Genomic DNA, 22,482 nt, shown 5'->3' on the forward strand with positions numbered 1-22,482 from the left:
ATCGGTGGATCGAGGCTTAGCACCCCGGGTCGATGTGCCTACCTGAGGTAGGCACATCAGCCCGCCTTAGCACCCGGGTCGGGCGGATGAAGCACAGGACGAGCCCGTATGCCGAGGCGCCCGCCCCCACGTGGGGGCGGGCGCCTCGCGCGTGCTGCGCCGGTGGCGGCGACCGGTTCCTGTGGCGACGGCCAGTGCACGCGGCGTGCTGCAGCACGCCACAACCGCCATCCGGTGCCACGGCCGCTGCTGGACACCACGAACGCAAGAACCTCGACGACAACGACCGGGCGGAGCGGCGCGGTCGGGGAGCGGCGACCCGTCAGGAGGCGAGGGCCCGCTTCACGGCTGCGGCGATCCGTCCGCCCTCGGCCTGCCCCGCCGCCTTGGCCTGGGCGGCCTTCATGACCTGGCCCATCTGCGGCATACCGGTCGCGCCCGTCTCGGTCACGGCCTCGGCGACCAGCGCGTCGATGGCCGCGTCGTCCAGCTGCGCCGGCAGATAGCCCTCGAGCACCGCGCGCTCGGCCTCCTCGACCTCCGCGAGCTCCGGCCGTCCCGCCGCCTGGTAGGCCTCGACCGCGTCCGTCCGCTTCTTGGCCTCCTTGGTCAGGACCTTGAGGACGTCGGCATCGGTCAGCTCGTGGTGCTCCCCCGCCACCTCGGCGGTCGTCACGGCGGTCAGCGCCATGCGCAGCGTGGCGGTGCGGACCTGGTCGCGGGCGCGCATCGCCTCGGTCAGGTCGTGCTGGAGGGTCTGCTTCAGAGTGCTCATGGGCACCAGTGTCCTCCCCCGCCACCGTGCGGTCACCCGAGATGACGTCGGGCCGTCATACGGGCTGGATGTCTGGGAGCATGGCCGTGATGAACACTCTCGCGCGCACCCTCACCGGCGTCACCGCGGCCGGAGCCGCCACCCTCGCGTATGCCTCGTTGGTCGAGCGCAACTCCTTCACGCTGCGGCGGGTCACCGCGCCCGTGCTGCCGCGTGGCTCCGCCCCCTTGCGCGTCCTGCACGTGTCCGACATGCACCTGGTGCCGTCGCAGCGGCGCAAGATCGAGTGGGTGCGCTCGTTGGACGCGCTCGAGCCGGACCTGGTGATCAACACCGGCGACAACCTCGCCCACCTCCAGGCCGTGCCCGCGGCGCTGGACGCGATGGGCTCGCTGATGGAGCGGCCGGGCGCCTTCGTGATGGGGTCCAACGACTACTTCGCGCCGGTCATCAAGAACCCCTTCCGCTACTTCACCTCCGACCATGCCCGCGTCGAGGGCGATCGCACCCGGCTGCCGACGCAGGACCTCGTGCGCGGCTTCGAGAACGCCGGCTGGCTCAACCTCAACAACCGCCGCGGCCACCTGAGCGTCGAGGGCCTGGACCTCGAGCTGGTCGGCGTCGACGACCCGCACATCGAGCGGGACCGGTATGACGAGGTCGCGGGGCCCGCCGACCCCGACGCCGCCCTCACGATCGGGGTGGCGCACGCGCCGTACCTGCGCACGCTGGACGCCTTCACGCGCGACGGTGCCGACCTGGTGATCGCCGGTCACACGCACGGCGGGCAGGTGTGCGTCCCGTTCTACGGCGCGCTGGTCACCAACTGCGACCTCGGCCGCGAGCGGGTCAAGGGCCTGTCCCGCTGGTGGCCCGGCTGCGACAACGCCCCGTCGTCCGAGGCGCCCGACGACGCCGCGTGGCTGCACGTGTCGGCGGGCTTCGGCACGTCCCCGACCGCGCCCGTGCGGTTCGCCTGCCGTCCCGAGGCGACCCTGATCACCCTGCGCGCGCGGGACCGGGCTCGGGACTGACGGCGCCGGTCGGCGTCGGACCGGACCGATTCGTGTCCGGGGGCGTTCGTCGGCTATCCTCGGTCAGTCAACACGGGGTGTGGCGCAGCTTGGTAGCGCGCGTCGTTCGGGACGACGAGGTCGCAGGTTCAAATCCTGTCACCCCGACCAGTTGAGCAACCGGCTCTGATCCGCGGCAACGCGGGCCAGGGCCGGTTTTCTTCTCTCCCAGCGCCGGGACCGGGTGGCCATTCGTGCGCTCGGAGCTCACGTAGGTCCGGATCTGAGCCTCCGGATCGCGCGTTCGTGAGCTGCGAGCGCGGGGATGCCCGAGGACGCGGGCCGGATGATGGGGCCCAGCCGGGGTATGCGATCGAGGCACACAGGGTCGGCGCACCGCGACCGCGCCTCCCGAGGACACGCATCGAACGAGCGGAGCCGCCATGAGCCACGGACTGGTCGTCGTCGGATCGGGACCTGCGGGGGTGAGGGCCGCCCAGGCCTATCGCGATGCCGGTGGCCCCGGGCCGGTGCTGGTCGTGACGGCGGACGGGCATCCGCCATACCAGCGGCCCCCGCTCAGCAAGGACGTCCTGCGCGGGGATCTGCCCCCAGAGCCGGTCGCGATCGACGACGCCGACCCCGAGCTCACCGGGATCACCGTCGAGCTCGGCGCCCACGTGGATCGCATCGACCCCGACGCCCGGGTGATCCACGCCGGGGGCCGTGAGATCCCGTATGACGCACTGGTGCTCGCCTCGGGGGCCACCCCCGTCCGGCTGCCCACCGCAGACCCCGACGCGGACGTGCACCTGCTGCGCAGCCTCGCCGACGCCGAGCGCCTGGTGGAGGCGGCGAGCCATGAGCGGTCGGCGGTCGTGATCGGGTCGGGGTTCATCGGCTGCGAGGCGGCCGTCTCGCTGGCCCGGCGCGGCATCGACGTCACGATCGTCACGACCGAGCAGGCGCCCCAGGCCGCACGGCTCGGCGACCGGGCGTCGCGGCTGCTCCAGGACTGGCTGGTCGAGGAGGGCGTCGCGCTGGTCACCGGCGTGGAGGTCACGAGCGTGCGGGCGCCGCGCGAGGTGCACCTGTCCGACGGCACGACGCGCTCCCCCGACCTCGTCCTGGCTGCGCTGGGGGTCGCCCCGTCGACGGACTACCTTGCGGGGACGGGGATCTCGACGCACGAGGGGCGCGTGGTGGTCGACGACCGGCTACGCACCTCGGTCGACGGCGTCTGGGCGGCCGGCGACGTGACCCGCGCCCACAACGCCGCCGCGGGGCGTCCGCTGCACGTCGAGCACTGGGGCGACGCGCTGACCATGGGCGAGATCGCGGGGCGCAACGCTGCAGGTGGGGACGAGTCCTGGACCGCGGTGCCGGGCTTCTGGTCGCAGATCGGTGACCGGTGGCTCAAGCACGCGGCGTGGGGCGACGGCTTCGACGAGGTCCGGGTCGCTGAGCGGCCGGGGGGGCTCACCGTCTGGTATGCCCAGGACGGGATCGTCGTCGGGGCGCTGACCTACGAGGCGGACGACGACTACGAGCGGGCGGAGCAGCTGGTCACCGAGGGCGCCTCGATCGACGACGTCTGACGCTGGCCTGGCCTGGCTGCCCGGCCCGGCCTGGCGGCGCTGGACGGGCGACTCAGATCGTCGTGTGGTCGATCAGGGCGGTGACGAGCACCCCCACCACCAGACCCACCGCGACCTGCGCGCGGCTGTGCCTGCCCGCACGGACCCGAGCCCAGGCGGCGAGCGCCAGCACGGGGACCCCCACCAGCAGGAACCCCGGGCCGAGCTCGCGCGTGAGCACCACGACGGACACCGTGGTCACGGCGGCGTGGAAGGACGCCTTGTGCCACCGGGACACGCCGCCGAGGACGAGCAGGCCCACCAGGACCGTCGCGACCAGGGCGACGAGCGGGCGGGGCGCGCCGACGAGGGCGAGCGTCACCAGCCCCACGACCACCGAGGCGAGCGCCGCGAGGAGCGGGATCCGGCGCTGCTCACGGATCACCACCTGACGGTCCGTGACGTGCCCGCGACCGACGAGGGCGGCCAGGACGGCATACGGCACGACCACGCAGAAGGTGGTGGCGGCCACCGCCCACCCCAGCCCGCTCGCGACCGTGGGGCTGTGGCGCAACGAGACCACCAGCGCCAGCACGAGCGTCTGCCAGCTCGGGTCGAGCACCCGCCCGACCACGTCGGCCCAGCGGGACGGTGGCGCACCGAGCAGGCGCACGACGTCCGGGTGGCCGTCCCAGGGGTCCTTCGTGGAGCTCATGACCGCCGGGGTGGGCGCGGGCGCATGGGCGCTGCCGGCAGGGTGGGGGCGGGCAGGACGGACGTGGCCGGCCATCCCGGCACCGCACCGAACCGCTCAGGACGGTCACCATCGTCGTCCGCGCCGATCGCCGTCATCCAGTCCGCGCGGGCGGCGCGCACCTCCTCGTCGCTGCCACCGACGAAGTTCCACCACATGACGAGGGACTCGTCCATCGGCTCCCCGCCGATCAGCAGCAGGCGCGCTCCGTGGGCCCCGGCCCGCACGCCGAGGTTGGTGCGTCCCGCGTCGAGGAGCCGGAGGCTGCCGGGCGCGACGACGTGCCCGTCGACGACCACGACCCCGCAGTCGACGAGGACCGCGTGCTCGTATGCCGGGTCCAGCCGCACGGCGCGCTCCGCCTCGGGACGGACGACGAGCTCCGCTGCCACCGTGGGCGACTCGACCTCGACGGGAGACGTGACCCCCTGGAGCGATCCGATCGCGACGCGCAGCGTGCCGTGCTCGTCCTGCTCGGGCGTGGGGGCGTGGTGCTCGAACCGCGGTGCCACGCCCCGGGATCCGCTGGGCAGGGCCAGCCACAGCTGGGCGCCGCGCAGGGTCGTCGTGGCGTCCGTCGAGACCTCGGAGTGGGCGATGCCGTCGCCGGCGGTCATCAGGTTGAGCTCACCGGGACGCACGACCACCGAGGTGCCGAGGCTGTCGCGGTGCTCGAGCTCCCCGTCGAAGAGCCAGCTCACCGTGGCCAGCCCGATGTGCGGGTGGGGCGGCAGGAGCATCCCGCCGGTGACCGCCACGTCGTCGGGCCCGTAGTGGTCGACGAAGCACCACGGCCCCACCAGGGTCCGGTCACGGTGGGGCAGCGTGCGGCGGACGGTCATGGCCCGCGGGCCGCCGAGCGGAACGAGTCGAGGCGCCAGGGCGTGCGTCATACGAAGTCCATTGCCCCAGAACGGGTCAGAGGGAGACGCATGAGGGAACCATGCCACTCCGAGGGGCGACTGCCAAGCGAAGGCGATACGCTGACCTTTGTTCCTCTAAATGCCGTAATTACTCCCCGGCGCTGACGCCGGGACGCGAGGAGAATCCCCACATGTTGTCACCGCAGTCCACCGAGACCGTCAAGGCCACGGCCGGCGTCGTCGCCGAGCACGCCGAGGAGATCACCAAGCGGTTCTACCCGCACATGTTCGAGGCGCACCCCGAGCTGATGCGGGTGTTCAACAAGGCCAACCAGGCCATCGGTGAGCAGCCCAAGGCGCTGGCCGCGTCGGTCGTCGCCTACGCCGTCCACCTGATCGACCCGGCCGCCCCCGACTTCACGCCGATCATGCAGCGCATCGCGCACAAGCACGTCTCGCTCGGCATCAAGTCCTACGAGTACACCATCGTCGGCCACCACCTCATGTGGGCCATCGGCGACGTCCTCGGCGACGCCGTCACCCCCGAGATCGCCTCCGCGTGGGACGAGGTGTACTGGCTGTTCGCGTGCCAGCTCATCGCGGAGGAGGGCAAGCTCTACGCCCTCGGCGGGACCGACCCCGAGCACCCCTATCGCCCCTACACCGTGGTCGAGCGCGACGACGAGACGCCCGAATCCTTCTCACTGGTCATCAAGCCCGCGGAGGGGGAGCTGCCGTCCCACCGCACCGGTCAGTACGTCGGCGTCGCCGTGGACCTGCCCGGCGGCGAGCGCCAGCCGCGGCAGTACACCATCTCCGGCGTGCCCGGGCGTGAGGCCTTCCGCCTCACCATCAAGCGCGTGCACGGCGCCGACGACGTGCCGGACGGCCAGGTCAGCAACTGGCTCGCGGACAACGCGCAGGTCGGGACCGTCCTCGAGGTCTCCCAGCCCGCCGGCGACGTCGTGCTCGAGGAGTCCGAGGCACCGCTGGTGCTCGTCTCCGCGGGCATCGGGATCACCCCGATGGCGGCGATCCTCGAGGACCTGTCCCAGCGCCAGCCGCACCGCTCGATCCGCGTCTTCCACGCCGACCGCTCGCACTCCACGCAGGCGCTCTACACCTCCATGCGCGGGCAGGCCGAGGCGATGAACGACGTCGTCGGTCAGTTCTGGTACGAGGAGGAGGCGGAGTCCGCCCCCACCATCCACCCCGCCCGGCCGGGCCTGATGGACCTGTCCGACGCCGAGATCCCCTCGGGCGCCAAGGTGTTCATGTGCGGCCCGCTGCCGTTCATGCAGGTTGTGCGGCGCACCCTGATCGACAAGGGCGTCGCGCCCGAGGACATCAGCTACGAGGTCTTCGGCCCCGACCTGTGGGCGCAGAACCCCGACAACGCCGACAACGCGGCCTGACCCGCGTCCTGCCGGCCGGCGGCCCGTCCACCTCGTGTGGGCGGGCCGTTGGCGTGCGTGCGTGCGTCCGGCGGGCGGGCGGGCGTGCGTGCGGCCGGCGGGCGTGCGGCCGGCGGGCGAGCCGGCACTGTGGTCGCTCCCGCGCGACCAACTGCTGCAGATAGGGGGTCACGTTCGCACCTAGTCATTGTGCTGCAACGGAATTCGTCGGTGACGCCATCCGATGTGCAGCAGTTGGTCACAGTGGGCGGCGGCGACGCCCCGGACGCGGGGGGACGGGCGGGGAGATGCCGTCCCTCCCGTCGAGGACGTGCGTGAAGCACCACTCGACGAAGTCGCGGTCGATCATCACCTGCTCCCAGCTGAACCGCAGGACCGTCCACCCCCACACGACGAGCTCGTCGTAGCGGCGACAGTCACGATCCAGGGCCCGGCGATCGCCGTGCCAGGCGAACGAGTCGGCCTCCACGGCGAGCCGCAGGGCGGGGTCACCCAGATCCACGACCGCGAACAAGCCGTGATCCACGATCTGCAGCTGGGTCGACAGGTCGAGGCCGCGGTCGAGGGAGATGACCCGCAGCACCGTCTCCATCGGACCGGACGAGCCACCGTCTGCCTGCTGCGCCACCCGCCTCAGCGCCCGGGCACCTGGCCCTCGCGCGCGGCGTGCGAGCGAGACCAGGTCGTCCGGGGTGACCAGGCTCGAGCGCAAGGCGGAGTCCGCGACGCACAGCGCCTCCTCGAACGGCAGGTCGCGTGCGCAGTCCACCACCGTGCGCAGGGGCGTGGTGACTCCCTGCGCGTGGTCGCCCGGCCCCAGGTGCCGGAGCCTGATCTCGCAGCAGTCCTCGTCCGCCCGGGTCACGTGGTGCGTGCGCGGCACCGTGACCTGCGGACGCGCCGGCGGGGTGCGCACCTTGAACCCGTGATGCACCGCGGCGCTGAGGTGCGACACGACCCCGTGGTGCCGCTCCGCCTCGCGCCGCGCGGCGTGAAGTCCGGGCGTGGCATAGCGGTCGCGGCTCAGGCGCTCGACCTCGCCACGCGTCATCGCTGCGGTGACGGCGCGGCGGGTGACGTGCGGCTGCAGCTCGGACCACGTCGCGACGTGCCCCAGCTCGGCGATCATCTCGGCAACGGTGCGCATCGGACCAGCATGCCCAGGTCCGGCGGGCGGCCGAGCGCGTCATCCACAGGACCCTGGCCCGCCTCGTGGCTACCGAGGTGCTGGGTGGCTGGTGCTGGAGCGCTACCCGCGATCAACTGCTGCACATCCGGCTGCGTCGCGGCACTCGCGCGCTGTGCCACAACGGAATTCGCGGTATGCGTGCGCGGTAGTGCAGCAGTTGTGCACGCGGCAGTGCGCGCGGCATACGGCTCAGAGGCCGTGGACCAGGCGGCCGGCGACGATCGTGGCGCCGGCGCGCATCCGCCGCAGCCCGTGCGCAACCTCGCGCGAGTCCCCCTGCAGGGCAAGGGGGTCCGTGTCGAGCAGGACGACGTCGCCGCGTGATCCGGGCACGAGCCGCTGACCGTCGACCGAGGCGGCGAGCGCCTCGCGCACGGAGATGGCCTGCTCCGGGTGCCACGGCGCGCGGTCATCGCCGGAACGGTGGACCGCGGCAGCCATCGCGAGCCAGGGGTCGAGCGGGGACACGGGGGCGTCGGACCCGAGGGCCAGCCCGATGCCGGCGTCGAGCATCGACCGCAGCACGAAGCAGCGTTCGGTCCGGTCGGCCCAGCAGCCGTCGCTCACGTCGCGGTCGTCGAGCAGGTGCGCGGGCTGGACGCTGGCGCGCAGGCCCAGCGCCGCGAGCCGAGGCACGTCGGGCCACCGCACGAGCTGGGCGTGCTCGATCGAGCCGTGTGCCCGCGTCGCCGCGAAGGCGTCGAGGGCGATCTCGACCGCGGCGTCCCCGATGGCGTGCACGGCGCACTCGAGCCCCGCCCGGGCGGCCTGGCCGAGGAGCTCCACCAGCTGCTCGGCCGAGTAGTTCTGCGCGCCGCGTCCGGTCCCGTCGAGGTAGGGCGAGCAGCAGTGCGCCGTACGGGTGTTGAGCGAGCCGTCGGAGATGAGCTTGAGCTGGCCCATGGTGACCAGTCCGGTCGCGTCCAGCGAGTCCCCGGTGCGCAGACCGCGGGCGAGCACGTCGGCCAGGCCGTCCTCGTAGGTCGATGCCCGCACCCTCAGCGTGTCCAGCCCCGCGGCCACCCGGCCCGGCCACGACCCCAGCGCCCCGCCGAACTCGAAGTCCACGACACCGACGACGCCGAGCTCGGCGGCCGATCGCAGCACGGTCCGAAGTCCGTCGTCGAGGTGCGGGTCGGGCCCGAAGGTCGCCCCCAGACGCCCGTAGGCCGCGAACCAGGGCCCTTCCTCCACCACGCCCGCGCCAGCCCCGGTCGGGAAGCCCAGTCGTTGCAGCGCAACGGAGTTCATCCACCCGTGATGGGCGTCACCACTGATGAGGACGACCGGGTGCTCGCCGCTGACGTCGTCCAGCGCGGCGGCGGTGCGAGCCCCGGCCCAGGTCGACGAGCGATGTCCCCAGCCCTGGACCACGCTGGTCCGGTCGGCCGTCCCGAGCTCCGCGACCCGGCGGCGCACCAGCTCGACGACGTCGCCCGGCCCCGTGGCGAGCGTCGTGTCGAGCCGCACCTGCTGCAGCGCCCACTGGTCGAGGTGGACGTGCTGGTCCCACAGGCCCGGTATGCCGAAGCGGCCACCGGCGTCGAGCACGTCGACGCCTCGGCCCGCGCGACCCGTCAGGCGTGGGCCGACCTCGCGGATCACCCCGTCGATCACCAAGACGTCAACAGGCTCGACCGGCTCGACAGGTTCGCCTCGCGACAGCGACGCCGCCCTGCCGGCGGGCCCGTCGAGGCCGACCGGGCGCACGTCGTGGATCAGGAGGGAGGTCGAGCTCATGCGGCGACGCTACCTGGCGCGCCGGGCCGCTCGGAGGTGGGCGTCCACGACGTGGCGTCTGGCGCCCTGTCCACCGTCTTGCTCGCTGGCGCCGGTCTCGGGCTGCAGCACGAGACCGGGGCCGCAGCCGCAGACGGGGGATGGAGCTCGCGACGGGGGCAGCCGGCCAAGACGACCCCGCGCCGTCACTCGACGGTGACGGACTTGGCCAGGTTGCGCGGCTTGTCGATGTCGTGGCCGAGCGCGAGGGCCGCGTGGTAGGCGATGAGCTGCGTGGGGATGGTCAGCAGGATCGGGTCGAGCTCGGGCTCGTTGCGAGGCACGACGATCGAGCGGATCCCGAGGTGGGACAGGTCGACTCCGGGGTGGGTGATGGCGACGAGCGGGCCCTTGCGCGCCAGCACCTGCTCGGCCGCGGCCACGTTGCGGTCGGTGAGGTCGTCGTCGGGGATGATCGCGACGGTGGGCATGGACTCGTCGATCAGGGCCAGCGGGCCGTGCTTGAGCTCGGAGGTCTGGTAGGCCTCGGCGTGGATGTAGCTGACCTCCTTGAGCTTCTGCGCGCCCTCGCGCGCGACCGGGAAGCCGCGCACGCGTCCGATGTAGAACGCGCTCTGGGAGCCGGCGATCTCGCGGGCGAGCTCGGCGATCTCGCCCTCCTGGTCGAGGATCTCGCGGATCTGCGCGGGGATCGCCTTGAGTCCGTTGATGATTCGCTTGCCGTCAGCGACCGACAGGTCGTGCACGCGCCCGATGAGCAGCGCCAGCATCGCGAAGGCCATGGCCATGTTGGTGAGCGCCTTGGTCGAGGCGACCGCGATCTCGGGTCCGGCGTGCAGGTAGATGCCACCGTCGACCTCGCGGGCGATGGTCGAGCCGACGACGTTGACGAGGGCGACGACCTGGCCGCCCTTGCGCTTGACCTCCTGCACGGCAAAGGCCGTGTCGGCGGTCTCGCCGCTCTGCGACACGACGACGTAGAGCGTGTCCGGCTCGATCACGGGGTTGCGGTAGCGGAACTCGGAGGCGGCCTCGGCATCGGCGGGGACGCGGGCGAGCTCCTCGAGCAGCTGGGCGCCGAGCTGCCCCACGTAGTAGGCGGATCCGCAGCCGAGGATCTTGACGCGCCGGAACCCGCGCAGCTCGCGCGGGGCGAGGTTGAGGCCGTCGAGCCGGGCGGTGCCGAAGCGCTCGTCGAGCCGGCCACGGATGACGGCCTCGGCGCTGTCGGGCTGCTCGAGCATCTCCTTGCGCATGTAGTGCTCGTGCCCGGCCAGCTCGAGATCCTCTGCGGCGACGGCGATCTCGACGGGCGTGCGCCCGGTGTCCTCGCCGTCGGCCGTGAACGTGCGAAAGCCCGTGGCGGTGATGGTCGCCAGCTCGCCGTCGTCGAGGTGCACCACGGAGGTCGTATGACGGACCAGGGCTGCCACGTCCGAGGCCAGGAACATCTCGCCGTCCCCCACGCCGATGATCAGCGGAGAGCCGTTGCGGGCCACCACGATCCGGTCCGGGTGACGCTCGTCGACCACGGCGAGCGCGTAGGTGCCGGTGATGCGGTCGAGGGCCTCCAGCACGGCGCCCTCGAGGGTGTCGGCGCCGGAGCAGGCGACGAGGTGGGCGACGACCTCGGTGTCGGTGTCGCTGGCGAGCTCCACCCCGGCAGAGGTGAGCTGGGCGCGCAGCGCGGTGGCGTTGTCGATGATCCCGTTGTGCACCACCGAGATCCGACCGTCCTCGCTGCGGTGCGGGTGGGCGTTGCGCTCGGCCGCGGGTCCGTGGGTCGCCCACCGGGTGTGGCCGATGCCGACCTTGCCGGCGAGCCGCTTGGGCAGCGCAGCCTCGAGCCCGCGGACGCGACCGACGGTGCGCACCACCGTGGTTCCCGTCCGACCGAGCACGGCGAGGCCGGCCGAGTCGTAGCCGCGGTACTCCAGCCGCTGCAGCCCCTCGACGAGAAGGGGTGCCGCGGGCTGGGATCCGATGTATCCGACGATGCCGCACATGGGTGATCTCCTGGTCAGCCGTAGATGATGCGCCGCAGCTGTCGCTCGGACAGCTCGGGCGCCGCGACGACCCGCGATCGCAGCTCGTCCGCGATGATGGCGAACGCCTCGGCGTTGCGGGTGCCGTAGGTCTTGAGGTGGGCGTGGCGGCGGTGGACGTAATCCTCGACGCTCTCCCGGTGCCAGGCCACGACGTCGTCGACGACGCGCTCGGCCTCGGAGCGGCTCAGGCCGGTCGAGGCGGCGACGCGATCGACGATGTCGGGGTCGTGCACAGGATGATCGTGAGGCGGAGGGATGTCATACGACAAGTTCCTGCCCGATATCGGGCAGGAACTCGGCGTTGTGCACTGTTTAGGAGGGTCTGAGCCTCGATCTCGTTCGATCTCGCTCGGTCTCAGCCGAGGTCGGCCAGCGCCTCCGCGATGGGGGTGTCGCCGTCGTTGAACTCGATCGTCTGGCCCGTGAGGCCGGACCGGTCGACCGTCGCGACGATCACCGCGGCGACGTTGGCGCGCGACACGGCCGCGTCCTTGACGCCAGGGGTGGCGATGCGACCGCTGCCCGGGTCCTGGGAGAGCCGGCTCGGCCCGAGGATCGTCCACGCGAGGTCGGTGCGCTTGAGGTAGGTGTCGGCGTCGGCCTTGGCCTGCGCGTACGCGTGGAAGGCGTCGTCGGGGTCCACCCCGTGGTCCTGGCCGGCCCCGTGGTAGCTCACCATCACGTAGCGCTGGACGCCGGCCTGGCCGGCCGCGTCCATCGAGCGGATCGCGGCGTCGCGGTCGACGGCATACGTCCGCTCGGGGTCTCCCCCGCCGGCGCCGGCGGACCAGACGACCGCGTCGTGCCCGCGGAGCACGTCGGCGATGCCGTCCGTGTCGAGCTGCTCGACGTCGGCGACGCGCGCGGTGGCACCGGTCGCCTCCACGTCGGCGGCGTGCTCGGGGTTGCGGATGATCGAGGTGACCTCGTGACCGTCGGCGACGAGGAGAGGGGCGAGGAGCAGGGCGACCTTGCCGTGGCCACCGATGACGGCGATGCGGGACATGAGGAGTCCTTTCCGTTCGGGGTGTCTTCGTGCCAACGACGACACGTCCGGGTTCATGCCCCGAGGGGGTGTGTCGGTGGTCGTTGCTAGGTTCCTGGCAGAGGACCAAGGGGGTCGACATGCACCAGATCGGCGAACGCATCGTCATCAGCGCCACGGACCTGTCTCGCGCATCGGCGTGCGAGCTCGGGTTGCTGCGTCAGCTCGACGTGATGCTGGGGCGCCTGCCCCGCACCGAGGCCGCACCGGACGCGATGCTGGACCAGCTGGCGACCCTCGGTGACGCGCACGAGCAGGTGGAGCTCGAGCGGCTGCTCGCCGTGCACGGCGCGGAGGGCGTGCGCCGGATCGAGCACCCGCGGTCCACGCCGATCGCGCTGTGGGCGGCGCGGGAGGCGACCTTCGCCGCGATGCGCGAGGGCGTGCCCGTGGTCTACCAGGGCTGCCTCTACGACGGGGAGTTCCTCGGCTACTCGGACTTCCTCGTGCGCGCCGACTCCTGGACCCCGGAGCATCCGGCCTACGAGGTGCACGACACCAAGCTGGCGCGCCACGCCAAGGTCACCGCGCTGCTGCAGCTGGCGGCCTACGCCGACCAGCTGCGCCGTGGGGGCATCGACCCGACGGATCGGGTGACCCTCGTGCTGGGTGACCGTTCCCGGCCCACCTTTCCGGTGGCCGAGATCGAGGCGGTGTATGCCGAGCGCCGCGCCCACCTCGTCTCGCTGGTCGCCGACCGGCTGGCCGCCACCGAGCCCGTCGCCTGGGGCGCCCCCGGCATCACGGCCTGCGGGTCCTGCGACGTGTGCGCCGCCGAGGTGGCAGCCACCCGCGACGTCTGGCAGGTCGCGGGTGTCCGCGCGGTGCAGCGCAAGAAGCTGCTCGCCGCCGGGATCAGCACCATCGACCAGCTCGCCGCGTGCGAGGAGCCGGTGGAGGACCTGCCACGGACGACCTTCGACAAGCTGCGGGCGCAGGCACGGCTGCAGGTGCGGCAGTGCCCGCCCGACGGCTCGACGCGGCCCGTCGAGTTCGACGTCCACACCCCCGAGGCGATCCGGGCGATCCCGGCCCCGGACGAGGGCGACATCTTCTTCGACTTCGAGGGCGACCCGATGTGGGCCGGCGACGAGGCGGGCGACCAGGGCCTGGAGTACCTCTTCGGCGTCGTCGAGACCGACGGCACCTTCCGGCCGTTCTGGGCGCACGACCGAGGCGAAGAGCGGCAGGCGCTGATCGACTTCCTCGCCTACGTCGAGGAGCGCCGGGCCCGCCACCCGGGGCTGCACATCTACCACTACGCCGCCTACGAGCGGACGGCGCTGCTGCGCCTCGCCGGGCGTCACGGTGTCGGCGAGGAGGCCGTCGACCGTCTGCTGCGGGAGGGCGTCCTGGTCGACCTCTACACCGTGGTCAAGCGGTCCCTGCGCGTCTCGCAGCCGTCCTACTCCATCAAGAAGCTCGAGCCCCTCTACATGGGCGACGACCTGCGCGGTGGCGAGGTCACGACGGCCGGCGACTCCATCGTCGAGTACCACCGGTGGTCCGAGGCCCGGGCCCGCGGCGACGTCGAGGAGGCCGACCGGCTGCTGCAGTCCATCGCCGACTACAACGAATACGACTGCGTCTCTACCCTGCGGCTGCGCGACTGGTTGCTCGACCGGCTCGCCGAGTCGGGCGTCGCCACGGAGCGCTCGCCCAAAGGAGCGCTGGTCGACGTAGAGCCCGAGGGCGACGCCCCGGCTGCCGATCCCGGCGCCGTCGTGGTGGACCGGCTCCTCGCGCTGGCGGGCCCGGCCGACGAGCGCGACGCGGACGACCAGGCGGTCGCCATGGTGGGCGCGGCCGTCGACTACCACCGGCGCGAGGGCAAGCCCTTCTGGTGGGCGCACTTCGACCGGCTGCAGTCCTCGCTCGACGACTGGCCCGCCTCGCGGGACGCGGTCGTGCTGGACCGCGTCGAGGTCGTCGAGGACTGGGGCAAGCCGCCCGGCAAGCGCAGCGTCCGCCGGGTGCTGTCGGCGGTGGGTCGGCACGAGCCGGGCATGTCCTTCGGCAAGGGCGAGGGGGGCGGTTTCCTCGTCTACCCCTCACCCGTCCCCGTGAGCATCGAGGCGCCGAGCCCCGAAGCGATGGGAGCCACCAGCACCCTCGCGGTCACCGAGGCCGAGGTGGTCCCCGGCGGGCGGCTGCGCCTGACCATCGAGGAACGCCTCGCCAAGGGCGCTGACGAGCACGACGACCTGCCCGCGGCCCTGACCGTCGGACCAGGCCCCATGGTCAAGGCCATCCAGGACGCGCTGCTGACGCTGGCGTCACGGGTGGACGCGGCCGGTGGGGTCGCGGCGCTCCCGCCCCACCCCGGCATCGAGGTCCTGCGTCGCCGGCCGCCCCGGCTCAGCGGGCTGGACCGCCTGCCGCCCGTGGTGAACGGTGACGCGGTGGGCGCCATCACGGCCGCCGTCACGGCGCTCGACGGGTCCTACCTCGCGGTGCAGGGACCTCCAGGGACCGGCAAGACCTATGTCGCCTCGCACGTCATCGCTGCTCTGGTCCGGCTGGGCTGGCGGGTGGGCGTGGTCGCCCAGTCGCACGCGGTGGTCGAGAACGTCCTCGACAGAGTCGTCAAGGTCGGCGTCCCCGCCGATGACGTCTGCAAGCCCAAGACCAAGCACGAGGACCCCTCCTGGACGGCGCTCAAGGACGCGCGCGCCGTGCGGGGATTCCTCGACGAGCACCGGGCCGCATCCCGGGGCTGCGTGGTCGGCGGCACGATGTGGGACTTCTGCAACCTCAACGCGGTCGACGACGGCGACCTGGACGTCCTGGTCATCGACGAGGCCGGCCAGTACTCCCTGGCCAACACCCTCGCCGTGGCCCGCTGCACCTCCCGGCTCCTGCTGCTCGGCGACCCCCAGCAGCTGCCGCAGGTGTCCCAGGGCATCCACCCCGAGCCCGTCGACGAGTCCGCCCTCGGGTGGCTCTCGGCCGGGCACGACACCCTCCCCGCCGAGCTCGGGTACTTCCTCGAACGCACGTGGCGGATGCACCCGGCGGTGTGCGAGCCCATCTCGCACCTGGCCTACGCAGGGCGTCTGCGCTCCGAGGAGTCCGTCACCCTGGGCCGGTCGCTGAGCGGCGTCGAGCCCGGGCTGCGCGTCGTCACGGTCGAGCACCACGACAACTCCGTCTCCTCGCCCGAGGAGGCCGACGCGGTCGTCGAGGTCGTGCGGGGCCTGCTCGGGACTCCCTGGCGCGTTATGCCCGACGGTGACGAGCAGCCGCTCGGGCAGGACGGGTTCGTGGTGGTCGCGCCCTACAACGCACAGGTCGGCGCGCTGCGGGAGGCGCTGGACCGCGCAGGCCTCGACGAGGTGCGGGTCGGCACGGTCGACCTGTTCCAGGGCCAGGAGGCGCCCGTGGCGATCATGTCGATGACCGCGTCCGCCCTGGCCGACCTGCCCCGCGGGGCCGACTTCCTGCTGGACCGCAACCGGCTCAACGTCGCCATCTCGCGGGCCCAGTGGCTTGCCGTGGTGGTGCGCTCGAGCGTACTCACCGAGCTCACGCCGCAGACCCCCGAGCAGCTGCTGCAGCTGGGCGCGTTCATCCGGCTGTGCCGCGGCCGGTGACGATGCGGCGGGCCACCCTGTACCTGACCGTCGGGCTGCCCGGGACCGGCAAGACCACGGTGGCCCGCGCCCTCGAGGTCGAGCACCAGGCGCTCCGCCTCACCAAGGACGAGTGGGTGCGCGCCCTCTACGGGCCCGACAACCCACCGGAGGCCCAGGCCGTCATCGAGGGCCGCCTCGTCGAGATCGGGCTCCGCGCCCTGGAGCTCGGGGTCGACGTCGTCATCGACTTCGGCCTGTGGAGCCGGGACGAGCGGTCCGCACTCCGGCAGGCGGCCTTCGATCGTGGGGCGACGGTGGAGCTGCGCTACGTCGAGCTCGCGCGCGAGGAGCAGCGCCGACGGCTGGACCGACGCCAGGCCGAGGAGCCACGCACCACCTGGCCGATGTCCGACGAGGAGCTGACGCAGTGGGCTGCCGCCATGGAGGTCCCCACCCCGGGTGAGCTCGACGGCAGCGAGCCGATCGATGCGCCACCCGCCGGCTTCGCGACCTGGGACGCGTGGCGCCGGCACCGCTGGCCTGCGTCGGTGGCCTGACGCAGACATACCACGAGGGGCCGCCGCGATCAGTCGCAGCGACCCCTCGTGGGGTTCTGTGGAGGTGAGTCCTCAGGGGCTGTGTCAGGCCTGCGCCTGCACGGTCGAGAGGATCTCCTGCACCTCCTCGGGCGACGTCGCCGCCTCGAGGCGAGCCACCTGCTGCTCGTCCAGGAACACCTGGGCGAGCGAGGCCAGCAGGGTGAGGTGGTCGTCCCCGGCACCGGCGATGCCGACCGCGAACTTCACCTCGCTGCCGTTCCAGTCGACCGGGTGGGCGTAGCGCACGAACGACAGGGCCGTGCGGCGGATCGACGCCTTGGCCTCGTTGGTGCCGTGCGGGATCGCCAGCAGGTTGCCCATGTAGGTCGAGACGGAGCGCTCACGCTCGTGCATCGAGGCGACGTAGGCGTCGTCGACCGCGCCCTGCGCGACCAGGAGACGCCCGGCCTCCTCGATGGCCTCGTCCCGGGTGCGGGCCCGACCCGACAGCTCGATGCCGTCTCGGTCGAGGACGCCGCCCTGCGGGGCGCCGGTCGTGGCGTCGTGCGTGACGCCGGACGTGGCGTCGTGCGTGACGCCGGACGTGGGGCCCGCGGCCGCCGCCGAGGGGGCAGCGACGGTCGCGGGGGTCTGGGAGCCGTTGGTGCGACCGAGGAGATCGACGATCTCGTCGTACCGCGGGCTGTTCATGAAGTTGTCCACGGAGACGTGGACGGCCGAACCGGTCCGCTGACGGGCGCGGTCGGTGAGGTCCTGGTGAGTGACCACGAGGTCCCACTCGTCGGCCAGGCTGGCGATGGACTTGTTGACGACGGTGACGTCGTCGTGGCCCGCGGCCTTGACCTTGCGGCGCAGGACCGAGGCGCCCATGGCGGACGAGCCCATGCCGGCGTCGCAGGCGAAGACGATCTTGTGGATGGGGCCGCTGTGGCCGTCGGTGCCGACACCCGCACCGGCGGCTCCGCCGGTCAGGGACGAGGCGACCGAGGACTTCTTGCCCTTGTTGGCCTCCATCTGGGCGGTGGCGGCAGCGAGGTCACCCTCGTCGTCGGCCCGGTCCGTCTTGAGCAGGAAGGCGGCGACGGCGAACGTCACGGCCGCGGCGACGATCACGGACAGGATGACGCCGATGTAGCTGTCGCTGGCGGTCTGCAGCAGCACGGCGATGATCGAGCCGGGAGCAGCGGGGGCGCGCAGGCCGGAGCCGAAGAGCACGTTGGTGAACACGCCGGCCATGCCACCGAGGATCACGGCCGCGATCAGCTTCGGCTTCATGAGCACGTAGGGGAAGTAGATCTCGTGGATGCCGCCGAAGAAGTGGATGATCGCGGCGCCGGGAGCAGAGCCCTTGGCCAGCCCCTTGCCGAAGAGCGAGAACGCGAGCAGCAGGCCGAGGCCGGGGCCGGGGTTGGCCTCGAGCAGGAAGAGGACCGACTTGCCCTTCTGGACGGCCTCGTTGGTGCCGAGCGGCGTGAGGATGCCGTGGTTGATGGCGTTGTTGAGGAAGAGGATCTTGGCCGGCTCGATCAGGATCGAGGTGAGCGGCAGCAGCCCGTGGTCCACCAGGTAGCCGACGACGCTGCCGGCGGCGCTGCTGAACGCCTTGACCACCGGGCCCATGGCGAAGAACCCGAAGATGGCGAGGACCATGCCCCAGATGCCGGCCGAGAAGTTGTTGACCAGCATCTCGAAGCCGGGCTTGATCTTGCCGTCCCAGATGGCGTCGATCTTCTTCATCGTCCAGCCACCGAGGGGGCCCATGATCATGGCGCCCATGAACATCGGGATGTCGGTGCCGGCGATGACGCCCATCGTGGCGATGGCGCCGACGACGCCACCGCGGACGTCGTAGATGTTCTTGCCGCCGGTGTAGCCGATGAGCAGGGGCAGCAGGTACGTGATCATCGGACCGACGATGCCGCCGTCCTTGAAGTCACCCCAACCACCGATCTGGGCCACCCAGCTGTTGGCGGCGAGGCCACCGGTTCCGCCGGAGTTGAGCCACCCCTTCTCGATGAAGAGTGCGGTGATGAGGCCCCACGCGATGAACGCGCCGATGTTGGGCATGACCATGTTGGACAGGAAGGTCCCGAACTTCTGGACGTGCACGCGGGCCGACACGCGCTCTGCGCCGCCCGAGGTAGCGGTGGTACTAGCCACGGCCGTTCCTTTCACAAGGTGACCCTCAACGGCGAGGATCCGTGGCACCAGTAAAGCGCGCCCGCTTCTGTCCAGTCAATAGCAAAAGTGAAGAGAACACAGAAATTCGGGCACGATCCTCGCCGCAACGGACAGATCCGCAGGTCCAACCCCCGAAACGTCCCCCCTCAAACGGGCACATCAGATGTCTCATCGCGGCCCCTGGTAGACCCCTGTCAGACGGAAGCGCAGCGGCTCCTCGGCATACTCCTCCAGCACGTGGGCCACCCACCCCACCAGGCGGGCCCCCGCAAACACCGCCTCCGGTGCGTCCACCCGCAGGTCGTGGCGGTGGGCGAGCACCGCGAGCGCCCAGTCGCTGTTGGGGAACAGGCCGTGCCGCTCCCACAGCCCCTCCTCGAGCAGCGTCGCCGGCCCCTCCAGCGCCCCCAGCCCCGCGACCCGCAGCCTGCCCAGGAGGTGCTCGGCCCGCGGGTCGCTCTCGCGATAGATCCGGTGGCCGAAACCCGCCGCCGCCGACGGGTCCGCCAGCACCCGCCCCAGCGTCCTGGGCGGGTCGGCGACCGCCGCCTCGAGGAGCAGCCGCGCCTGGACCCCGGCAGACCCGTGCAGCGGGCTGTCCATGGCGCTCAGCCCCGCCAGCAGGCACGACCCCAGGTCGGCGCGCACGCTGGCGCTCACCCGCACCGCCGTCGTCGACGCGGCCATGTCGTGGTCGGCGAGGAGCACGAGCGCCCGCCGCACGAGGTCCACGAGCGCCTCGTCGTCGGGGTCGCCGCCGACGACCGCCGTCCACCGCGTCGCCTGGTCGGAGCCCTCGTATGCCGACCCCCACGCCTCGCGGGGGAGGAGCGCGGCGGTGGCGGTGGCGATCAGGAGCCCGGCCCGCTCCCGCACGGCCGCCGGGTCGAGGTCGTGGCGTCGCGCGTCGCGCGCGGTCAGCAGCAGCACGGCCAGGCGCAGCCGCTCGACGAGGCGAGCACCCTCGGGCAGGGCCGCCAGCCCGTCGCGGACGTCGGCCAGGGCCTCCTCGTCCACGACCAGCGAGACGGGCTCGTCACCGCCCCACAGCAGGCCCGCCACCTCCTCCACCGAGGCCGCCTCCGCCAGGGTGGACGCGTCGCGCCCCCGATAGGCGAGCCGGTCGCCCTCGAGCCGCGTGATGGTCGTGCGCACCGACTCCGCGAGCCCGGTCCCCCGCCCGAGCGTGCCCGAACGCCCCTGCAGCGCCTCGACGTCCTCCGGCGCGAAGTAGCTCGCCCGCCGGCCGTCACGGTGCGTCGGCCGGAGCTGCCCCCGGCTCACGTAGGCGTAGACGGTCTGGGTCTTGACCCCCAGCAGACGAGCGACCTGGGCCGTGGTCAGCAGCTCGCGATCCGGGGCGGGGCGGTTCGGCATACGACCTCCGAGGGGCGATCAGGCGACGTTGACAGGATCAACCATGCACGCGATCAACGTTGACAACACATTGATAGCAGGCCGACCGTATCAACATGACCGACACCCGTCAGATCGCCGTCCCACCCGGGCTCAAGGGCCTCGTCGTCGCCGACACGACCGTCGGCGACGTGCGTGGCGCCGAGGGCTTCTACCACTACCGCGAGCACTCGGCGCTGGACCTCGTCGAGCGCTGCACCCTCGAGGAGGTCTGGCACCTGCTCCTCACCGGCGACCTGCCGACACCCGACGAGGCCCGCGCCTTCGCCGAGGAGCTCGCGCCGCTGCGGGTCCTCGACGACGCGACGCTCGACCTCGTCGACCGCGAGGCCTCGACCGGCATCACGGGCGCGCCCCTCGCCCAGCTGCGCACCGTCCTCTCGCACCTCGCCACGGGCTCACCCCCCACGTATGGCGCCTCGCCCGCCGCCGTCCGGGCCGAGGCACTGCGCCTGGCCGCCGCCACCCCGACGATCCTCGCCGCGCTGCACCGACGCGGCGCCGGGCTCCCCGCCGTCGCCCCCGACCCCACGCTCTCGGCCGCGGCCGACTGGCTGTGGATGGTCACCGGCCAGCGCCCCACGCCGGAGGTGGAGCGCGCCATCAACCGCTACCTCGTCGCGACGGTCGACCACGGCTTCAACAACTCGACCTTCGCGGCCCGGGTCGTCGCGTCCTCGGGCGCCGACGTGGGGTCGGCCCTGTGCGCGGCGCTCGGGGCCTTCTCCGGACCGCTGCACGGTGGCGCACCCGACCGGGCCCTCGAGGCGCTCGACCAGATCGGCACCGTCGACCGGGCACCCGCCTGGGTGCGCGAGCGCGTCGCGGCCGGCGACCGGATCATGGGGTTCGGGCACGCCGTCTACACCACGCACGACCCCCGGGCCGAGATGCTCAAGGCCGAGGCGCAGCGCCTCGGTGGACCGCTCGTCGACCTCGCGGTCGCCGTCGAGCAGGTCGTCGAGGACACGCTCGCCGAGCTCAAGCCCGGGCGCCGGCTCTACGCCAACGTCGAGTACTACGCCGGCGTCGTCATGGAGCGCTGCGGGATCCCGCGCTCGATGTTCACGCCGACCTTCGCCGTCAGCCGGGTCGTCGGGTGGAGCGCGCACGTCCTCGAGCAGGCGACGACGACCAAGATCTACCGCCCGTCGGCGCGCTACGTGGGCCCTCCGGTCGTGCGCTGAGCCCGCGCGCGTCGCCGCCACCCCGAATCCGCCCCGTGTGGCGGCGGGCGGGTCGGCATACGGGCTGGTGGACGGGCTGGTCCACGGGCGCCGGGAATCCTCGCCGCGCCCGACCGGTTGTCCACCACATGGCCACTCCCCTGTCGATCCTTGACCTGGCGTTCGTCGCCCCCGCCCAGAGCACGCGCGACGCGCTCCTCGAGAGCGTCGCCCTGGCGCAGAAGGCCGAGGAGACGGGCCGGTTCGAGCGCATCTGGTTCGCCGAGCACCACAACATGCGGACCATCGCGTCCGCGGCGACGTCGGTGCTGATCGGTCACGTCGCGTCGGCCACCTCGACCATCCGCGTCGGCGCCGGCGGCATCATGCTCCCCAACCACTCCCCGCTGGTCATCGCCGAGCAGTTCGGCACCCTGGCCGAGCTGCACCCCGGCCGCATCGACCTGGGGCTCGGCCGCGCCCCCGGCACCGACCAGCAGACGCTGCGTGCGCTGCGCCGCGACCCCCGCGCCTCCGACCAGTTCCCGCAGGACGTCCAGGAGCTGCAGGGCTACCTGTCGCAGGACAGCCTGATCCCGGGCATCCACGCCTACCCCGGCTGGGGCACGCAGGTCCCGCTCTACATCCTCGGGTCGTCGCTGTTCGGCGCCCAGCTCGCGGCGGCGCTCGGCCTGCCCTACTCGTTCGCCAGCCACTTCGCGCCCGACGCGCTCGAGCAGGCCGTGCAGGTCTATCGCGAGCGCTTCCAGCCCTCCGAGCAGCTCGCCGAGCCCTATGTCATCGCCGCGCTCAACGTCATCGCGGCCGACGACACGGCCGCGGCCGAGGAGCAGGCCCGCCTGGTGCGCCGCCAGCGGCTGCGGACCATGGCCGGCCGCCGCGGCACCGAGCTCACCGAGGAGCAGGTGGACGAGGCGATGGGGACGGCCTTCGGGCAGCAGGTGCAGCACATGATGCGCTACACGGCGGTCGGTGACGGGGCCGAGGTGGCGCGCTACCTCGCGGAGTTCCGTGAGCACGCCCAGGCGGACGAGCTCATGGTCACCAACGCCACGCAGGGCCTCGAGGACCGCAAGCGGGCGCTGGAGATCATCGCCACCGTCCCCTGACCCTCCCCACCACAAAAGATCGTGAGTGTTTCCTC

Annotated in this window: 17 protein-coding genes and 1 tRNA gene; 8 read left to right on the plus strand and 10 right to left on the minus strand. The window is 72.4% G+C overall.

The window, feature by feature from the left end; translation table 11 throughout:
• Positions 1-322: 322 nt before the first annotated feature.
• Positions 323-775: a GatB/YqeY domain-containing protein gene (locus B2P18_RS18105; RefSeq protein WP_029211758.1), complete on the minus strand. Its 453-nt coding sequence runs from the start codon at positions 773-775 to the stop codon at positions 323-325.
• 89 nt (positions 776-864) lie between these two features.
• On the opposite strand from B2P18_RS18105, the gene B2P18_RS18110 reads away from it, so the two are divergent.
• The 3 genes from B2P18_RS18110 (at position 865) to B2P18_RS18120 (ending at position 3,386) form a co-directional block, all read left to right on the plus strand.
• Positions 865-1,809, plus strand: coding sequence for a metallophosphoesterase (locus B2P18_RS18110; RefSeq protein ID WP_029211757.1), 945 nt, complete (start codon positions 865-867; stop codon positions 1,807-1,809).
• Between the two features lie 73 nt (positions 1,810-1,882).
• Positions 1,883-1,959 (plus strand) — tRNA-Pro (locus B2P18_RS18115).
• A 272-nt stretch (positions 1,960-2,231) separates the two neighbouring features.
• On the plus strand, positions 2,232-3,386 hold the full coding sequence (locus B2P18_RS18120) for an NAD(P)/FAD-dependent oxidoreductase (protein ID WP_286960048.1): 1,155 nt from the start codon (positions 2,232-2,234) through the stop codon (positions 3,384-3,386).
• Between the two features lie 52 nt (positions 3,387-3,438).
• On the opposite strand, the gene B2P18_RS18125 is transcribed toward B2P18_RS18120, so the two are convergent.
• Together B2P18_RS18125 and B2P18_RS18130 are read right to left on the minus strand one after the other, a co-directional pair.
• The gene (locus B2P18_RS18125; protein ID WP_156911357.1) at positions 3,439-4,080 is read right to left on the minus strand and encodes a phosphoesterase PA-phosphatase; all 642 of its coding nucleotides are present in this window, start codon (positions 4,078-4,080) and stop codon (positions 3,439-3,441) included.
• A complete protein-coding gene (locus tag B2P18_RS18130; protein ID WP_029211754.1) occupies positions 4,077-5,012 on the minus strand; it encodes a pirin family protein in 936 nt (311 codons plus the stop codon). The genes B2P18_RS18125 and B2P18_RS18130 overlap by 4 nt, the downstream gene beginning before the upstream one ends.
• A gap of 161 nt (positions 5,013-5,173) precedes the next feature.
• Between B2P18_RS18130 and B2P18_RS18135 the strand changes: the two genes are divergently transcribed.
• Positions 5,174-6,397, plus strand: a complete 1,224-nt coding sequence (locus tag B2P18_RS18135; protein ID WP_029211753.1) for a globin domain-containing protein — start codon at positions 5,174-5,176, stop codon at positions 6,395-6,397.
• A 238-nt stretch (positions 6,398-6,635) separates the two neighbouring features.
• Here B2P18_RS18135 and B2P18_RS18140 read toward each other — a convergent pair whose 3' ends face one another.
• The 5 genes from B2P18_RS18140 to B2P18_RS18160 all read right to left on the minus strand — a co-directional run bounded on the left by B2P18_RS18140 (position 6,636) and on the right by B2P18_RS18160 (position 12,380).
• Positions 6,636-7,544, minus strand: a complete 909-nt coding sequence (locus B2P18_RS18140) for a DUF559 domain-containing protein (protein WP_239264240.1) — start codon at positions 7,542-7,544, stop codon at positions 6,636-6,638.
• A 231-nt stretch (positions 7,545-7,775) separates the two neighbouring features.
• Positions 7,776-9,326 (minus strand): amidohydrolase, encoded by a 1,551-nt coding sequence (locus B2P18_RS18145; RefSeq protein WP_029211752.1) that lies wholly within the window; start codon positions 9,324-9,326, stop codon positions 7,776-7,778.
• 185 nt (positions 9,327-9,511) lie between these two features.
• Entirely contained in the window at positions 9,512-11,332 is a 1,821-nt protein-coding gene (glmS, locus tag B2P18_RS18150; protein ID WP_029211751.1) for a glutamine--fructose-6-phosphate transaminase (isomerizing), read from the minus strand.
• Positions 11,333-11,346: 14 nt separating this feature from the next.
• Complete coding sequence (locus B2P18_RS18155) at positions 11,347-11,607, minus strand: hypothetical protein (RefSeq protein ID WP_286961827.1); 261 nt, start codon at positions 11,605-11,607, stop codon at positions 11,347-11,349.
• Between the two features lie 122 nt (positions 11,608-11,729).
• Positions 11,730-12,380 carry an SDR family oxidoreductase gene (locus B2P18_RS18160; protein ID WP_019285176.1) on the minus strand — a complete coding sequence of 217 codons (651 nt, stop codon included), beginning with the start codon at positions 12,378-12,380 and terminating at the stop codon, positions 11,730-11,732.
• A gap of 119 nt (positions 12,381-12,499) precedes the next feature.
• Between B2P18_RS18160 and B2P18_RS18165 the strand changes: the two genes are divergently transcribed.
• Together B2P18_RS18165 and B2P18_RS18170 are read left to right on the plus strand one after the other, a co-directional pair.
• Positions 12,500-16,012, plus strand: coding sequence for a TM0106 family RecB-like putative nuclease (locus B2P18_RS18165; protein ID WP_029211748.1), 3,513 nt, complete (start codon positions 12,500-12,502; stop codon positions 16,010-16,012).
• Positions 16,013-16,014: 2 nt separating this feature from the next.
• Entirely contained in the window at positions 16,015-16,551 is a 537-nt protein-coding gene (locus B2P18_RS18170) for an AAA family ATPase (protein ID WP_029211747.1), read from the plus strand.
• Between the two features lie 84 nt (positions 16,552-16,635).
• Here B2P18_RS18170 and B2P18_RS18175 read toward each other — a convergent pair whose 3' ends face one another.
• Positions 16,636-18,627 carry a PTS mannitol transporter subunit IICBA gene (locus B2P18_RS18175; RefSeq protein ID WP_286961841.1) on the minus strand — a complete coding sequence of 664 codons (1,992 nt, stop codon included), beginning with the start codon at positions 18,625-18,627 and terminating at the stop codon, positions 16,636-16,638.
• Positions 18,628-18,903: 276 nt separating this feature from the next.
• Positions 18,904-20,112, minus strand: coding sequence for a citrate/2-methylcitrate synthase (locus B2P18_RS18180; RefSeq protein ID WP_286960042.1), 1,209 nt, complete (start codon positions 20,110-20,112; stop codon positions 18,904-18,906).
• A 95-nt stretch (positions 20,113-20,207) separates the two neighbouring features.
• Between B2P18_RS18180 and B2P18_RS18185 the strand changes: the two genes are divergently transcribed.
• Both B2P18_RS18185 and B2P18_RS18190 read left to right on the plus strand, forming a co-directional pair.
• A complete protein-coding gene (locus B2P18_RS18185) occupies positions 20,208-21,338 on the plus strand; it encodes a citrate/2-methylcitrate synthase (protein WP_286960040.1) in 1,131 nt (376 codons plus the stop codon).
• A gap of 128 nt (positions 21,339-21,466) precedes the next feature.
• On the plus strand, positions 21,467-22,447 hold the full coding sequence (locus tag B2P18_RS18190; protein ID WP_019285181.1) for an LLM class flavin-dependent oxidoreductase: 981 nt from the start codon (positions 21,467-21,469) through the stop codon (positions 22,445-22,447).
• Positions 22,448-22,482: the final 35 nt, after the last annotated feature.

It is taken from the genome of Arsenicicoccus sp. UBA2120 (assembly GCF_002330965.1).
GTDB lineage: Bacteria > Actinomycetota > Actinomycetes > Actinomycetales > Dermatophilaceae > Arsenicicoccus > Arsenicicoccus bolidensis.

Bases quoted from the DNA above. Each gene is read 5' to 3' on its own strand.
- B2P18_RS18105 (WP_029211758.1), bottom strand. From the start codon at position 775: ATGAGCACTCTGAAGCAGACCCTCCAGCACGACCTGACCGAGGCGATG.
- B2P18_RS18110 (WP_029211757.1), top strand. From the start codon at position 865: ATGAACACTCTCGCGCGCACCCTCACCGGCGTCACCGCGGCCGGAGCC.
- B2P18_RS18120 (WP_286960048.1), top strand. From the start codon at position 2,232: ATGAGCCACGGACTGGTCGTCGTCGGATCGGGACCTGCGGGGGTGAGG.
- B2P18_RS18125 (WP_156911357.1), bottom strand. From the start codon at position 4,080: ATGAGCTCCACGAAGGACCCCTGGGACGGCCACCCGGACGTCGTGCGC.
- B2P18_RS18130 (WP_029211754.1), bottom strand. From the start codon at position 5,012: ATGACGCACGCCCTGGCGCCTCGACTCGTTCCGCTCGGCGGCCCGCGG.
- B2P18_RS18135 (WP_029211753.1), top strand. From the start codon at position 5,174: ATGTTGTCACCGCAGTCCACCGAGACCGTCAAGGCCACGGCCGGCGTC.
- B2P18_RS18140 (WP_239264240.1), bottom strand. From the start codon at position 7,544: ATGCGCACCGTTGCCGAGATGATCGCCGAGCTGGGGCACGTCGCGACG.
- B2P18_RS18145 (WP_029211752.1), bottom strand. From the start codon at position 9,326: ATGAGCTCGACCTCCCTCCTGATCCACGACGTGCGCCCGGTCGGCCTC.
- glmS (WP_029211751.1), bottom strand. From the start codon at position 11,332: ATGTGCGGCATCGTCGGATACATCGGATCCCAGCCCGCGGCACCCCTT.
- B2P18_RS18160 (WP_019285176.1), bottom strand. From the start codon at position 12,380: ATGTCCCGCATCGCCGTCATCGGTGGCCACGGCAAGGTCGCCCTGCTC.
- B2P18_RS18165 (WP_029211748.1), top strand. From the start codon at position 12,500: ATGCACCAGATCGGCGAACGCATCGTCATCAGCGCCACGGACCTGTCT.
- B2P18_RS18170 (WP_029211747.1), top strand. From the start codon at position 16,015: ATGCGGCGGGCCACCCTGTACCTGACCGTCGGGCTGCCCGGGACCGGC.
- B2P18_RS18175 (WP_286961841.1), bottom strand. From the start codon at position 18,627: ATGGTCATGCCCAACATCGGCGCGTTCATCGCGTGGGGCCTCATCACC.
- B2P18_RS18180 (WP_286960042.1), bottom strand. From the start codon at position 20,112: ATGCCGAACCGCCCCGCCCCGGATCGCGAGCTGCTGACCACGGCCCAG.
- B2P18_RS18185 (WP_286960040.1), top strand. From the start codon at position 20,208: ATGACCGACACCCGTCAGATCGCCGTCCCACCCGGGCTCAAGGGCCTC.
- B2P18_RS18190 (WP_019285181.1), top strand. From the start codon at position 21,467: ATGGCCACTCCCCTGTCGATCCTTGACCTGGCGTTCGTCGCCCCCGCC.